The following is a 14,791-nucleotide window of genomic DNA, read 5'->3' as shown; positions in this document are numbered from 1 at the left end:
AAAACGAGAGTCATATGACGAAAAATATCGCTGATCTCGACGAATTGAAATCCCGCTACGAGACCATGATCGGGTTCACGCCGCCCAAGATCGCGAAGCGGCTTGAACTTGGCATGCGCGTCGATCCCGCTCTGGTCACGGCGCTGGAAGACTGGCGGATTGCGGCATTGACGCCGGATGCGCTGGACCAGAAGACCGTGCAGCTGATGTCTTTTGCCATTCTCCTCGTGCAAACGTCGGAGGCAGCAGCCAATCACGCCAAGGCTGCGATCAAGGTCGGCGCCACTCTGGAAGAGTTGCATGCGAGCGCAGGAATTGCGGCACTGTTCCGCGGTGTCGCCGCCTTCAATATGGCCGGTGAAATTCTGGCAGGCCTGTTCCCGGATGCATCGGGCAAAACTACCGGTTAGTTCCAGTGGGATTCGCGGGGAGTGGGGCGGAGGCTGGTCTCCTTCGTCCTGCGTCACCCCGCCACAGCAACATTTCCCCAGATTACAAAACCTTAATTCCCCTGCCAGCCCGCGGTAAGGTGGAAACATCCATCTTCACATCACACAAGGCGCTTTGCCCCCCGCGCCGTTGCTCTGGAGATTTTCTCGATGTCCGACCGCCCCACCGATTTTTCCGAATTGCCGTCTTACAAGGCACCCCGCCGTTCGCTGTTCTCTGCGCGCAAATTCGCGCTGATGGCATCGGTGGTTGCCGGCCTTGGCGTGGCCGCTTATGGCCTGTCGCCCTCCAATGGCCCGGTCGATATCTTCACCACCACGGCCCATGCGCAGGTTGACAAGCAGGTCAAGTCGCAGGCGGCGCAGCCGGTCGGCTTCGCCGATATCGTCGAGCGCGTGAAGCCATCGGTGATCTCGGTCAAGGTCAACATGAAGGAGAAGGTTGCATCGAAGGATGACGACAACAACGGCGAATCGCCGTTCCAGCCAGGTTCTCCAATGGAGCGCTTCTTCAAGCGTTTCGGCCAGGACGGTCTGCCGCCGGGCATGCGCGGTGGTCCGCGCGGTGGCCGTGGCATTGTGAGCGGCCAAGGCTCGGGCTTCTTCATCTCGGCTGACGGTTTCGCCGTGACCAACAATCACGTGGTCGATGGCGCCGATAAGGTCGAAGTCTCCACCGACGACGGCAAGACTTACTCCGCCAAGGTGATCGGCACTGATCCACGTACCGATCTGGCGCTGATCAAGGTCGAAGGCCGCACTGATTTTCCGTTCGCCAAGCTTGCCGATGGCAAGCCGCGGATCGGCGACTGGGTGCTGGCGGTCGGCAATCCGTTCGGCCTCGGCGGCACCGTGACCGCGGGCATCGTGTCGGCTTCCGGCCGCGACATCGGCAGCGGTCCGTATGATGATTTCATCCAGATCGATGCGCCCGTGAACAAGGGCAATTCGGGTGGTCCGGCTTTCGATACGTCGGGCGAAGTGATGGGCGTCAACACCGCGATCTATTCGCCCTCGGGCGGCAGTGTCGGCATCGCGTTCTCGATCCCGGCCTCGACCGTGAAGACGGTTGTCGCGCAGCTCAAGGACAAGGGCTCGGTTTCGCGTGGTTGGATCGGCGTTCAAATCCAGCCGGTGACCCAGGATATCGCAGACTCGCTCGGCCTGAAGAAGGCGGAAGGCGCGCTTGTCGCCGAGCCGCAGTCCGATGGTCCGGCAGCCAAGGCTGGCATCAAGTCGGGTGACGTCATCACCGCGGTGAATGGTACACCGGTCAAGGATGCACGCGAACTCGCCCGTACCATTGGCGGTTTCGCACCGGGCAATACGGTGAAGATCAACGTGCTGCACAAGGGTGAGGACAAGGTTCTGTCCATGACGCTTGGCCAGTTGCCGAACACGATAGAGGCGAAGGCCGATGTCGATAGCGGTGACAAGGGATCGTCGTCGCGTGGCTCCGACGTGCCTCGGCTGGGCCTCACGGTCTCGCCCGCGAGCAGTGTCGCCGGTGCCGGCAAGGACGGTGTCGTTGTAACCGGTGTCGATCCGAAGAGCGCCGCTGCCGAGCGTGGCTTTAAGGAAGGCGACGTCATTCTCGAAGTTGCCGGCAAGAGCGTGACCAATCCCGGTGATGTGCGCGAGGCGATTGTCGCCGCGCATAACGACAACAAGAACAGCGTGCTGATCAGGGTTCGCTCGAACGGCTCCTCGAAGTTCGTCGCCGTTCCCCTCGCCAAGAGCTGATAACGGCTGATCACCGCACATGAACGGAGAGTGTCGCCGGCATAGTCGCCCCCGCTGACGGCCCTTTCCAGGGGGCGAGCCACAAACTCGCTCCCACTGCTTCCTTTCGATGGAAAACAGCCCCCTTCCGTCGAAAGGCCAATGGGCGGTGAAGTTTCCCCCAGCTTCACCGCCTATTTTCTCGTTTCTCTCGTAAGCAAGGGGCAACCCACCACCTTGCATGAAGGCCGAGTGCGCGCCATGGTGACCGAGACACACAGTATTCACAGCGAATCCGATCCCCAGATGCGTCTGCTCATCATCGAAGACGACCGCGAATCCGCCGACTATCTGGTCAAGGCTTTCCGTGAGGTCGGTCATGTCGCGGATCACGCCAGCGATGGCGAGGAAGGTTTCGCGCTTGCCGAATCCGGGGACTACGATGTGCTGGTGGTCGACCGCATGTTGCCGAAGCGCGACGGCCTCTCTGTCATCGGCGGCCTGCGTGACAAGGGTAATCGGACGCCAGCGCTGATCCTGTCGGCGCTGGGCCAGGTCGACGATCGCATCAAGGGCCTGCGCGCCGGCGGCGACGATTATCTGCCGAAACCCTATTCATTCGCCGAGCTGCTCGCGCGCGTCGAAGTGCTGTCGCGCCGTCAGGGCGGTCCCGCCGAAGAGACGACCTATCGCGTCGGTGATCTCGAACTTGACCGGCTGTCGCATGGCGTGACGCGCGGTGGCCAGGAACTGATCTTGCAGCCCCGCGAATTCCGGCTGCTCGAATATCTCATGAAACATGCCGGGCAGGTGGTCACTCGCACCATGCTGCTGGAAAACGTCTGGGACTATCATTTCGATCCGCAGACCAATGTGATCGATGTCCATATCTCGCGCCTGCGCTCGAAGATCGACAAGGGTTTCGAGCGTCCGCTGCTGCACACGATTCGCGGCGCCGGCTATATGGTCCGCGACGGCATGAAGTGAGCCAAATCTCGGTTCCGTCAGAAGATTGACGCCTTACGCGGTCATTGCCGATCATCATCGCGTCAATGGCCCTGGACTGCGAAAGTGATTGATCTCAATTGACGGGCGGGTGCCCGGGAGCTGACCCGGCGACTGACCGTTCGGGAACCGAGGCGCAGCGCGAGCCTTTAATGACCATCAGGGCCGTGCCCACGACGAGACCCGTGAAGAGCAGGTAGGTGAGAGACATGTTCTCCCCTGCATCTGCCAGCAGCAGGTAGGCGAACAGTCCTGCCGTCGATGCGGCGTAGCCGAGCCACGCAAGTTTCGGAAAGTGGAAGCCGCTCTCATCATGCCAAAGGTCGAGCACCAAGTATATGGCCAGCAACGTGTTGCACAGCGCCGCGGGTAGCAGGCCCATCACGATCTCGCGTTCGAATCCGAGATAGGACAGCACGCCAGAGACTTGAGCGATCGCCGGGAACGGCAGGTAACGCGCATTGAGACAGGCGAGCCCGATGGATGCCACCTCGAACGCAAAGAAGTAACGATCGTGCATCTTCGGCAGCAGGTAGGGCATGATCATCAGAGATGCGCATGCGACGAGCAATATAAACTCTGGCCCTTCTCGCCTGGACCGCGCGAGCAAGGCTGCCAGTGCCAGCCCGCCGAGCACCGCCAATACGAGCCCAATGGCGACACCCATCTGGTAGGGAACACTCCCTGCGAACACCCAGATATTTGCGGCGTTCATGGTGAGGCGGTGGAACACGTCAGCCTGCTCGATGTAGATGCTGAACACCGAGGCGATGGATCTGCCGGCGACAACAACAGGAATAGCGAGAGCTGCGTAGACCACGGGGACGGCGGCCAGCCATGTCCAGTGAATCTTGTCACGCAACATCATGCCCAGGACAAACGGCCCCAGGAATACGCCTTGGGCTTTCACCGCGACCGCGACTGCGAATGGCAAAATGCCGTTCCGATGCTGCATGAACGCCGCTATCGAAACGAGCGTGAAGAATGTCCAGACCGAGTCGGCCTGTCCCCACAGAGCGCCGTTGAAGATCACTGTCGGCGCGAGCCAGACACAACAAAAGGCAATGCACGCGCGCGATGGTGCCTTATTCGCCCACCACACGATCAGAGCCACCACGATCGCATTGCCGAACTCGAATACGAACGACATCACCTTGACCAGAGTGAGAGGCTGGCCCAGCCCATCGAATTGCGCCATGATCAACAACAGATAACTGTAGAACGGTGTGTAGTTGGTGAAGGCTTCGCCAAGCCCACCGACACCGTGGTCGCGCGCGAATATATACCAGGGGACGTGGTATAGAATGGTGTCGGTAGTGGCATGCTCCCGAGCGAGGAAGCGGAGCAGGAGGCCCAAAAGGACGCACCCGATCGCGATCAAGGAAACAGAAAGCCGCCCCCGGCTGTCCGACCGTCGAGCAAGCATCTGCATCAGCCTCGGCTCCTCCTTCAAGCTACTTCGTTTTCTGCCCGACAGCAGCATTTGGCAGGATCAAGACGATCGATGGAGTACTGATGTCGTTCTGTTTGTCGTCGGCCTTCGACTGGATTTTAGCAAGATCCACGCAGCTCATCCTCTTCGCCTATGACTGAGGAGGTTAGGCACGTTTACCTGTGATTCCAACATTTTCGTCCTCGATCGGGTCGCCGGAAAAATTATAGCCGCGTGCGAGACTGCCTCACGACGGTCGTGACATTCACCTGGAACGTGATTCCAATAAAGGTGCTGCTGGAAAAAGTCTGGGATTCTCACTTCGATCCGCAAGCAACCCGCTGCTGCACACCATTCGCGGTGCGGCGACCGCAGGACTTCGTGCCGGCATCGGAGGGCCTGCGAAAGCCGGCCTTCCGGAATGAAACTGGTTTGAAGATAAAATTCCTGCAGCGCGGCGACATTACCAACATCTCATATTCCCACCCTGTTTGTTACAGCTTGCGCCTGCTAGAACAGGGGATGAATTCCAGAACCTTCCATTTCCGTACGTCCCGAGCGTGACCCGTGACGGCTATCGGTAAACTGTTTCGCACGACGGCCTTCCGGCTGACGCTGGCCTATCTGCTACTGTTCGCGCTGTTTGCGGCATCGCTGCTGGTCTATTTCGCCTGGAATACGCACCGGCTGATCAACGACCAGATCACGACTACAGTCGATAGCGAAATGACCGAGCTGAGCGACCTGTTTGCGCGGCGTGGCCTGCGCGGCATCGTTTTTGCGATTGAGAACCGGGCGCTGCGGCCTGGCGCCAACCTCTATCTGATCACGACGCCAGCGGGGCAATCCATCGCCGGCAACGTGTCCTCACTGGCGCCTGGCGTGATGGCGACTACGGGCTGGTCCGAGACCGTCTATCGCCGGCTCGACGATCCTGACTCGTCCAACCATCGCGCGCTGGTCAAGGTGACGCAATTGAGCAGCGGCTTCCGGCTGTTGATCGGGCATGATCTCGAAGAGCGCCGGCGCCTGTTCGATATCGTCGGCGATGCCGCCAAGTGGTCGGTGTTGATCGTCGTTGTCCTTGGACTTGGCGGCGGCATCTTCGTTGCGAGCCGCGTGCTGCGACGGATCGACGCGATGACCGGCACTACCCAGCGCATCATGGCGGGTGATCTGTCGGGCCGTCTGCCGGTCGGACGCAGCGGCGACGAACTCGACCGTCTCGCGGAAAATCTCAATGCCATGCTGGAGCGCATTGAAGCGCTGATGACGGGACTGAAGGAAGTTTCGGACAATATCGCTCATGATCTCAAGACGCCGCTCACGCGGCTTCGCAATCGCGCGGAAGAGGCGCTGGCGCGATCCAGCAACGAGGCCGAATATCGCGCGGCGCTGGAACGCACCATCGAAGAATCAGATGGCCTAATCCGGACCTTCAATGCGCTACTGATGATCGCACGTGCGGAATCAGGGCAGGCGCGCGGCAATATGGACAATTTCGATGCCGCGGAGGTCGCCCAGGGTATCCACGAGCTCTATGAGCCGCTGGCCGAAGACAGCGATCTCACGCTGACCGTCAGGACCACGGCCGCACCGCTGCACGGCAATCGCGAACTGATCAGCCAAGCGCTCGCCAATCTCGTCGAAAACGCCATCAAATATGGCAAGCCAGGGGGCGTGGACGAGAACACCGATGGCGTTGAAGCTGCGGCTGCCAGGGACCTCGTTATCGAGGCGCGGCGCGAGGGCGAGCAGGTACTGCTCAGCGTGTCCGATCATGGTTCCGGCATCCCGGAAGCCGACCGGAAACATGCGGTGGAGCGCTTCGTGCGGCTGGAAGCAAGCCGTACTCTGCCGGGGTCCGGCCTTGGCCTTAGCCTGGCATCTGCCGTAGCCAAGCTGCATGGCGGTGAATTGCAGCTTGACGACAATCATCCGGGATTGCGGGTCACGCTGGCGCTACCCACGGCGGCAGCCGAAGGCCTTGCGGGTCAAACGGGGAATGTGCCACAGAAGTCGGCATGACCTCAGCCGCAACAGGCGAGGGCCAGCTCCCGCTGGCCGCGCAATTCGTCAGCGGACCGCAGCTGTTCGCCCCCGCCGATGCCGAGCAGCGCTTCGGCGAATGGCTCGCCGGTCTTGTGCCGGACGATGCCGCCGCATTTCGCGCGATTACCGACCAACTTCCGCATGCCAGGGCGATCCTGCTCGGCATTGCTGAGGCGTCGCCCTATCTGTTCGATCTGATCCGTGCCGATGCCGCACGTGCATTGCGGCTGCTGCATTGCGATCCTCAACAGCATCTCGCCACTCTGATCACTGAGACCTCGGCGAATGTCGCTGCCGCTGGGGGCGATCCCGATGTCATGCATCTCCTGCGACGCATGAAATCCGAAGCGGCCTTGTTGATTGCGCTGTGCGACATCGGCGGCGTTTGGCCGGTGATGCGCGTCACGCGGGCGCTGACCGATCTCGCTGTGTCCTCAGTTCAGACGACGGTGCGTTATCTGCTGCGTCAGGACGCGGCACGCAAGCGCATTCTACCGCCGGATCCCGATCATCCGGAGCAGGGCAGCGGCCTGATCGTGCTGGCCATGGGCAAGATGGGTGCCGGCGAGCTGAACTATTCCAGCGACATCGACCTGATCGTGTTCTTCGATCTCGAGGCGCATACGCTGGCCGAGGATATCGAGCCGAATTCATTTTTCGTGCGCATCGCGCAGGGTGTGTCGCGGTTGCTGCAGCAGCGCACCGGAGACGGCTATGTGTTCCGCGTCGATCTCCGGCTGCGGCCCGATCCGGCATCAACCCCGGTGGCGGTGTCCACGGCCTCGGCGCTGCATTACTATGAGCGCGAAGGCCGCACGTGGGAACGGGCGGCGATGATCAAGGCGTTGCCTTGCGCCGGTGACTTCAAGGCCGGTGAGGCCCTGCTGGCCGAGATCGCGCCTTTCGTCTGGCGCAAGCATCTGGATTTCGCCGCGCTAGCCGATGTTCATGACATGAAACGGCAGATGCAGACGTTCCGCGGGCAGAATGAAATCTCCGTCGAGGGGCATAATGTCAAGGTCGGGCGCGGCGGCATCCGTGAGATCGAGTTCTTCGCGCAGACCCAGCAGCTGATTGCCGGCGGGCGCCACCCGGAATTGCGCGTGCGGCCGACGCTGGAGGCGCTGAATATTCTCGCTGCCAGTAACTGGATCACCTTTGAGGCGCGCGACGAACTGACGCTCGCCTATGATTTCCTGCGACGTGTTGAGCATCGGCTGCAGATGATTGCCGACGAGCAGACCCATTCGCTGCCCGATGACGTTGGCGCCATGGAGCGCTTTGCGCGTTTCTTCGGCTATGACGGCCGCGAGGCCTTTGCCCGCGATCTGCTGGCGCATCTCAATTGCGTGCAGGGGCATTATGGCCGCCTGTTTGAAGGCGACCCGATCGACGACGCGCATCTTCCGGCTGTCGACTACAAGGCAGGCGCAGCGGACCAGCGGCTTCTCGAGCATTTCACCAAGCTCGGTTTCCGCAAGCCGGCCATGGTGGCGGAAACGGTGCAGCACTGGATGACGGATGACTATCGCGCGCTCAAATATGAGGGTACGCGGCAGGCATTCATGGAATTCGTGCCAGCGCTGATCGTCGGGCTGGCTGACGCCGAAGAGCCGGACCTTGCGGTCGTTGCGTTCGACCGGTTTCTGCAGGCGTTACAGCGCGGCGGCCGGCTGATCTCGCTGCTCAGCCAGCATCGCGATCTCGTTGCCCTGGTGGCGCTGGTGCTAGGCGCGGCGCCGCGTCTCGGCGACATGCTGGCGCGGCAGCCGCAAATCATGGATGGGCTGATCGATCCGCGGTTCTTTGGCGCCATGCCGGATCAGCGCGAACTCTCGATGCGCCTTGCGGCGACCCTCGAAGACGCCAATTCCTACGAAGAGTTTCTCGATCGTCTTCGGCTGTTCGGGCAGGAGAGCCTGTTCCTGATCGGGACACGCATTCTCTCGGGCACCGTGTCGGCGCAGCAAGCCGGGATTGCATTCGCCGACGTTGCCGAAGGGATTGCGCATACGCTACATGGGCTGGTGCTCGATCAGTTCGTCGCTCAGCACGGCCGCATCAAGGACCAGCAGACCGCAATCGTGGCGATGGGCAAGCTTGGCAGCCGCGAGATGACGGCGGCGTCCGATCTCGATCTGATTTTGATTTACGACTTCGATCATGACGCACCGGATTCCGACGGGCCGCGGCCGCTGCACGGCGCGCAGTATTTTGCGCGGCTGACGCAGCGCCTGATCAGCGCCTTCACCACGCGCACCAACTATGGCGTGCTTTACGAGGTCGATATGCGGCTGCGCCCGTCGGGCCGCGCAGGCCCGCTGGCGTCGCGCATCGACTCCTTCGCTGAATATCAGGAGACCGAGGCCTGGACCTGGGAGCATATGGCGCTGACGCGCGCGCGGGTGATTTCGGCGACGCCCGCATTCCGCGAAAAGATCGAACGGGTCATCCGCGACGTGCTGACGCGCTCGCGTGAGACCACGATCATCGCCAATGACGTTGCCGAGATGCGGCAGGCTATCGCTGAGGAAAAGGGCGAAGACGATATCTGGGACCTGAAACATGCCGCGGGTGGCATGGTCGATATCGAATTCATCGCGCAATATCTGCAGCTGGTACATGCCGCAGAGAAGCCCGAGATTCTCAGCATCAGCACACAACAGGTGCTGGAGAACGCGGCGCGGCTGGGCATTCTGTCGCCGGCTGCTGTCGATGTGCTGCGTCCGGCGGTGCGGCTCTATCACGACCTCACACAGGTGCTGCGGCTATGCGTGAGCGACAAGTTCAAGCCGGAGACGGCAGGCACCGATCTGTTGCGCATGCTCGCACGGGTGAGCAATGAGCCGGACTTTTCTTCGCTGCAAGCACGCGTGCGCGAGACGCAGGCTGACGTGCGCCAGGTGTTCCTCTCGGTGGTCGCAGGCCAGACGTAGAGGCGCGGCCCGCGCGGCGGATTGACGCGAGTTGTGTATGACCGGCTGTGTATGATCTCGCGTGAACGGCTGGATAGATTCTAAACCCGCCGCATTGTGACCGCACCCTGACGTCCTGTAGGTCCGCATCTCGTTTGCCGATGACATGCGGCTTGAGATGTTGCTGTGCCTGCGCCTGAATGTCGCAGTGTCGGCGATGCCATCACGCACCAGCACTGAAATGAAACAGCCGATATGGAGTCGACATGCAGGTTTTAGGCTTCCGCGCCGCTACCGTTGCTTTTGCCTTGGTCGCTGCATTTGCTCCGAACGGGACCAAGGCGGATGACATCTCCCTGATTGAGAAGTCGCTTCCCGGGGAGGGGCAGCGCCCGCAAGCGATTGTCGTCGGTCCTGATGGAAATTTGTGGGTGACGGAAGTCATCAAACACCAGATTTTTCGGGTTACGCCAAACGGTGAGATGACGTCTTTTCGCGTTCCGGGCGAGCAGGTCGGAGTTACTCAGGGGATCACGTCTGGCCCTGACGGCAATCTCTGGTTCACGTCACGCGAAGAGAACGCCATTCGCCGGGTTTCGATTAAAGGGGAATTCAACGGGACATTTGCGATCCCCTCGCAGGCGACGACTCCCACGAAACTCAACACGGGATCATGGCCGCGCGGCATTACGGTCGGCCCGGATGACCAGATCTGGTTTGCGGAAATGGCGGCGAACAAAATCGGCCGCGTTACGCTGACCGGTGAATTTTCGGAGTTCCCAATCCCGACGGAGAATGCCGAAGCCTATGGTGTGGTGACAGGTCCGGATCAGAACTTGTGGTTCACGGAAAGCGGGGCCGGGAAGATCGGACGACTCAACGTCAAGACGGGAAAGATCTCCGAATTCCCGCTCGGCAATCCGAAGTCGCGCCCGCGTGACATCACGGTCGGGCCGGATGGTCATCTTTGGTTTTCCATGAACGGCTCTGATCACATCGGTAGAATTTCGACAGGCGGCGAGATCAAGGAGTTTCCACTGCCAGCGGAAACGCGCCCTATTGGTATCGCCGCGGGAGCCGACGGGAATGTCTGGTTCACCGCTTTCAAGTCTCACAAGATCGGGCGTATCACGCCGGCGGGTGAAGTTTCGTTCTTCGATCTCAAGACGGAGAACGCACAACCCTTCGGTATGACGAAAGGACCGAATGGCGTGGTCTGGTTTACATCGCAGGCCAATCAGGTGGGGCACGTTCGCATCACGTCAAAGCGCCAGTGATGATCGTAATTGCGCGCCGAGATGGCGTGCGAGCGTGTTGCTATCCAATCTGATAATCTGCGGGGCTCCGGAGTAAAACAAAGTCCGGCAGAATTTATCGCCTGTGTCAAATCGCAGGGCGCGGCAGTTGGTTGCATGCGGCGTTCCACGTATGAAGAGGCGTGAAGCATTAGATAGAATCTAGACGCGCCGCATTGTGACCGCACCGTGTCATCCTGTAGGCCCCATTGAGTTAGTCGACAGAAGTCGGCGATGTTTTTTGGGGCGACTGATTCAATGACGCGCAAAACTACACTTCGCAAAACGACTCTTCTGGCCGCAGTGAGCGCGCTCGCGTTGTTGCTTGATACCGACGCAACGGTCATTGCACAGACCTCGCAGGCGCTGCCCGCCGTTGAAGTGCATGCGCCGACGCTGCGTGCGGTTCGTCGTGTCGCACCGCGCCGAAACGTCGTAGTCGCGCCGCGGGCGACACCTCGGCCCGTGGAACGCCGCGCACCCGCGGCGCCCCCGACCGGCATGATCGGCTCGCTGCCGGCGGTTTATGCAGGCGGGCAAGTTGCATCCGGTAGTCAGGTTGGGTTGCTCGGTAATCGTGGCGTGATGGATACGCCGTTCAACCAGACCAGCTATACTGCGAAGACGATCCAGGATCAGCAGGCGCGCAAGCTCGATGACGTATTCGCGAACGATCCGTCGGTGCGCGTCACCGTGCCGCGTCTCAGCGGTTTCGATCAATTGAACATTCGCGGCTTCAGCGTTTCCAGCACGGCTTACGGGCTGAACGGGCTTTACGGTATCGCGTCGGCGTTCTCGCTCTCATCGCTGTCAGCCATCGAACGCGTGGAAGTTCTGAAGGGGCCGTCAGCGCTGCTCAACGGTATGCCGCCCGGCGGTGGCAGCGTCGGCGGCAGCGTCAATCTGGTGACCAAGCGGGCGGGCGACGTGCCGTTTGCGCAGATCACGAACACCTATTCGTCGCGGTCGCAATTCGGCACGCAACTGGACGTCGGCCAGAGATTTGGCGAATTCAAGGAGTTCGGCGTTCGCTTCAATGGCAGCTACAAGGACGGTGCCACGGAACTTGCCAATCAGAACCAGGAAGTCGGCAATGGGTTTGTCGGGCTGGATTATCGCGGCGAGCGCGTGCGCCTCTCAGCCGATTTCGGCTACGAGAATAACAATGCCACCGCGATGACGCGCTTCGTAGACCTCGGTAATCTCACGGCACTTCCAGCAGCGCCGGACGCTCGCGCGAACTACATGCCGAACTGGGGCTTCTGGAATTCGGAGTCACGTTACGCGCTCGTCCAGGGTGAAGTGGATATCACCGAGAATCTCACCGCCTATGCCCAGGCTGGCATCGGTACGAGCAACACGCGATATCTTTATTCCGATATCCGGATGGACAGTCTGAACGGCAACTTCAACGGGACGCCGAGGCGCAACAACCAGAAGCACGAGCGGACGGCGGCCCAGGCAGGCTTCCGCGCGAATGTCGACACCGGCCCGGTCAATCACTCCATCAACTTCAACGCAGCGACAGCGGAAGCCGAGACAGGTATTCTCAACGTCTCGGGAACGCTGTTCAGGTCGAACCTGTACAATCCGCGTCAAAGTCCCTTCCCGAACGTGGACGTCGGCGCGCCTCGCAAGACTTCCAGCACGGACCAGTCCAGCTTCGGTGTTGCCGATACCATGTCGATCTGGAACAACCGGATCCAGCTCACCGTCGGTGTGCGGCACCAATATGTGGAGTCGGAATCGTTCGCCATGGGCACGGGAACGAGGACCGGCGGTTACGATGCGTCGGCGACGACACCAGCCTATGCCCTTGTCATCAAGCCACTGGAGAATGTCTCGGTTTATGCCAACTATATCGAGGCGCTGGAAACAGGCTCGATTGTCGGCGAGAGTTTTGCCAATGCCGGACAGGTATTGCCGCCATACCGGTCGACGCAGCATGAGATGGGCGTCAAGATCGACTGGGGAAGGATCACGACCACGGTAAGCGCCTTCGACATCATGCGCCCGTTCCAGATTGTTGATCGTCCGACCAATACCGTGTCGCAGGGAGGCGAAAGTCGTAACCGCGGCGTTGAAATCAATGCGTTCGGTGAGGTGACCGAGGGACTGCGCCTGCTCGGTGGCGTCATGTTCCTCGATGCACGACAGGAGAAGACGGAGAGAGGGACATATGATGGTTTCCGTACCTTCAACGTTCCTGACACGCAGTTCAATCTTGGCGGCGAATGGGACGTACCGTTCCTGCGCGGGCTAACGGTGACCGGCCGTGCGATCCATACGGGCGGATATTTTACAGATCAGGCAAACAAGGTCTCCGGCGCGAGCTGGACACGTTATGACGCGGGGGCTCGCTATGCGTTTGCCTCACCCTGGAATAGCAAGCCTGTGGTGGTCCGGTTCTCGGTCGAGAACCTACTCGACAGCAACTACTGGCAGGCGGCGACCAATGATGGATACGTGATCCTCGGCGCGCCGCGCACCTATCTCGTTTCAACGACGTTCAACTTCTAGGCTTGACGACGTGCGACCCGGATGCGGTGCATCGTGATGACACGCGCCGCGCCCGGGACTGCTTTCGAACAACTGACCCGCTTGAACCAGACTCTACGCGGCTTGAGAGACGTGCATCGCGGTCCTACTGCTCCGGCTTGACTTTGCCGATTTCGACAACAGTCTTCCAGCGTGTGAGTTCCTTTTCCAGAAAGCTCTGAAATTCGACACTCGTATTGGCGACGACCTCGAAGCCGCTATCGGTCAGCCGCTTCTTGAGATCGGGCGAGGTGAGGGCGGTGGTGATCGATGTCTCGAGCTTGGTCTTCACATCGGTCGGAAGGCCCTTGGGCGCGACGAAGGCCTGCCACGAATAGATATTGAGATCGTCGACGCCGACTTCCTTCATCGTTGGGGTCTGCGGGAATGAATCGGAGCGCGTGTCACTGGTAACGGCCAGAATTTTCATCTTGCCGCCTCGGATGTAGTTGGCGACTGCGCCGAGATTCTGGAAGGAGACGTCGACATGTCCGCCCATCAGGTCCGTATGGGCCTGCGAGCCGCCCTTGTAGGGCGTATGGATACCGGTGGTCCCCGTCTTCTGCCAGAACAACACGGCCGTCAGATGGTCGGACGAGCCAACGCCCGATGAGGCGAACGTGACCTTGTCCGGATTCTTCTTGAGATAGTCGACGAGTTCCTGGACGGTATTGGCCGGGAAATCGGGACGCGTGATTAGCACGTTGGGATTCCGCACAGCGACACTGAGCAAATCGAAATTCTGGAGCGGATGATAGCCTGGGTCCTTGTAAAGCACCGGATTAATCGCGATGACCCCGATCGAGCCCACCATCAGTGTGTAGCCATCCGGTTTTGAGCGAGCGAGTTGCGTTGCGCCAATGGAGCCGTTGGCGCCGGGTTTGTTCTCGATGATGAAGGACTGCCCGAAGTTTTCCTGCATCTTCTGCGTGGTCATGCGCGCTGTCGTATCGCTTGCGCCACCAGCAGTGAAAGGCACGATCACCGTGACTGATTTCAATGGATAGTCTTGCGCGACTGCGATGCCCGGCACAGTCAGACAGAATGCGGCCGCGGCGAGATGGCTCAGTTTCATCGTCGTTTCCTCCACTGGAATACCTTTGTTTATTGAACAGGCGACAATCTCCGTGCCGCTCTTGTCTGGACTGCCCCTCCATGTACTGAAGAGCAGTATGGTTCGCGAGTTCAGGAACTCCCTTCAATCGGCAACCGCTGCAGTGTTGTCGGCAGCTAGTTTGCAGATGGCGGCCTTGAAAATTGACAGGTCACACTGGAAAGAATCGCGGTCCCAGTCCGGTGGGCCGTGTCGACGCGCCAATATAGCGACCTGCAACCTTTAGTATAGGTATGGGCGGGGGCCGCCCAAGCGGCCATTTGACGCTT

General features: G+C 60.3%; 10 protein-coding genes. 8 read left to right on the top strand and 2 right to left on the bottom strand.

Going from position 1 to position 14,791, the window contains the following annotated elements; genetic code table 11:
* Positions 1 to 14: 14 nt before the first annotated feature.
* The 3 genes from CIW50_RS08810 (at position 15) to CIW50_RS08800 (ending at position 3,158) form a co-directional block, all read left to right on the top strand.
* Positions 15 to 410 carry a carboxymuconolactone decarboxylase family protein gene (locus CIW50_RS08810; protein WP_149530881.1) on the top strand — a complete coding sequence of 132 codons (396 nt, stop codon included), beginning with the start codon at positions 15 to 17 and terminating at the stop codon, positions 408 to 410.
* A gap of 189 nt (positions 411 to 599) precedes the next feature.
* Positions 600 to 2,192, top strand: a complete 1,593-nt coding sequence (locus CIW50_RS08805) for a Do family serine endopeptidase (protein WP_149530880.1) — start codon at positions 600 to 602, stop codon at positions 2,190 to 2,192.
* Between the two features lie 285 nt (positions 2,193 to 2,477).
* On the top strand, positions 2,478 to 3,158 hold the full coding sequence (locus CIW50_RS08800; RefSeq protein WP_149530879.1) for a response regulator transcription factor: 681 nt from the start codon (positions 2,478 to 2,480) through the stop codon (positions 3,156 to 3,158).
* 94 nt (positions 3,159 to 3,252) lie between these two features.
* Here CIW50_RS08800 and CIW50_RS08795 read toward each other — a convergent pair whose 3' ends face one another.
* A complete protein-coding gene (locus tag CIW50_RS08795; protein WP_149530878.1) occupies positions 3,253 to 4,608 on the bottom strand; it encodes a putative hexosyltransferase in 1,356 nt (451 codons plus the stop codon).
* Positions 4,609 to 4,866: 258 nt separating this feature from the next.
* Between CIW50_RS08795 and CIW50_RS08790 the strand changes: the two genes are divergently transcribed.
* From CIW50_RS08790 to CIW50_RS08770, 5 genes are all read left to right on the top strand, one after another.
* Positions 4,867 to 5,172, top strand: a complete 306-nt coding sequence (locus CIW50_RS08790) for a hypothetical protein (protein ID WP_149530877.1) — start codon at positions 4,867 to 4,869, stop codon at positions 5,170 to 5,172.
* 3 nt (positions 5,173 to 5,175) lie between these two features.
* Positions 5,176 to 6,636 (top strand): sensor histidine kinase, encoded by a 1,461-nt coding sequence (locus CIW50_RS08785; RefSeq protein WP_149530876.1) that lies wholly within the window; start codon positions 5,176 to 5,178, stop codon positions 6,634 to 6,636.
* Complete coding sequence (locus tag CIW50_RS08780) at positions 6,633 to 9,596, top strand: bifunctional [glutamine synthetase] adenylyltransferase/[glutamine synthetase]-adenylyl-L-tyrosine phosphorylase (protein WP_149530875.1); 2,964 nt, start codon at positions 6,633 to 6,635, stop codon at positions 9,594 to 9,596. The genes CIW50_RS08785 and CIW50_RS08780 overlap by 4 nt, the downstream gene beginning before the upstream one ends.
* A gap of 245 nt (positions 9,597 to 9,841) precedes the next feature.
* Complete coding sequence (locus CIW50_RS08775) at positions 9,842 to 10,852, top strand: Vgb family protein (protein WP_149530874.1); 1,011 nt, start codon at positions 9,842 to 9,844, stop codon at positions 10,850 to 10,852.
* A 276-nt stretch (positions 10,853 to 11,128) separates the two neighbouring features.
* Complete coding sequence (locus tag CIW50_RS08770; RefSeq protein WP_246664196.1) at positions 11,129 to 13,390, top strand: TonB-dependent receptor; 2,262 nt, start codon at positions 11,129 to 11,131, stop codon at positions 13,388 to 13,390.
* A 124-nt stretch (positions 13,391 to 13,514) separates the two neighbouring features.
* Here the strand turns inward: CIW50_RS08770 and CIW50_RS08765 are convergent, their stop codons facing one another.
* Positions 13,515 to 14,483: a Bug family tripartite tricarboxylate transporter substrate binding protein gene (locus CIW50_RS08765; protein ID WP_149530873.1), complete on the bottom strand. Its 969-nt coding sequence runs from the start codon at positions 14,481 to 14,483 to the stop codon at positions 13,515 to 13,517.
* Between the last annotated feature and the right edge of the window lie 308 nt (positions 14,484 to 14,791).

The sequence above is a fragment of the Tardiphaga sp. P9-11 genome (assembly GCF_008329525.1).
In the GTDB taxonomy this organism is placed as follows: Bacteria; Pseudomonadota; Alphaproteobacteria; order Rhizobiales; family Xanthobacteraceae; genus Tardiphaga.
Note: the sequence above shows the minus strand (reverse complement) of the source record. Positions and strands in the feature narration are given on the sequence as shown.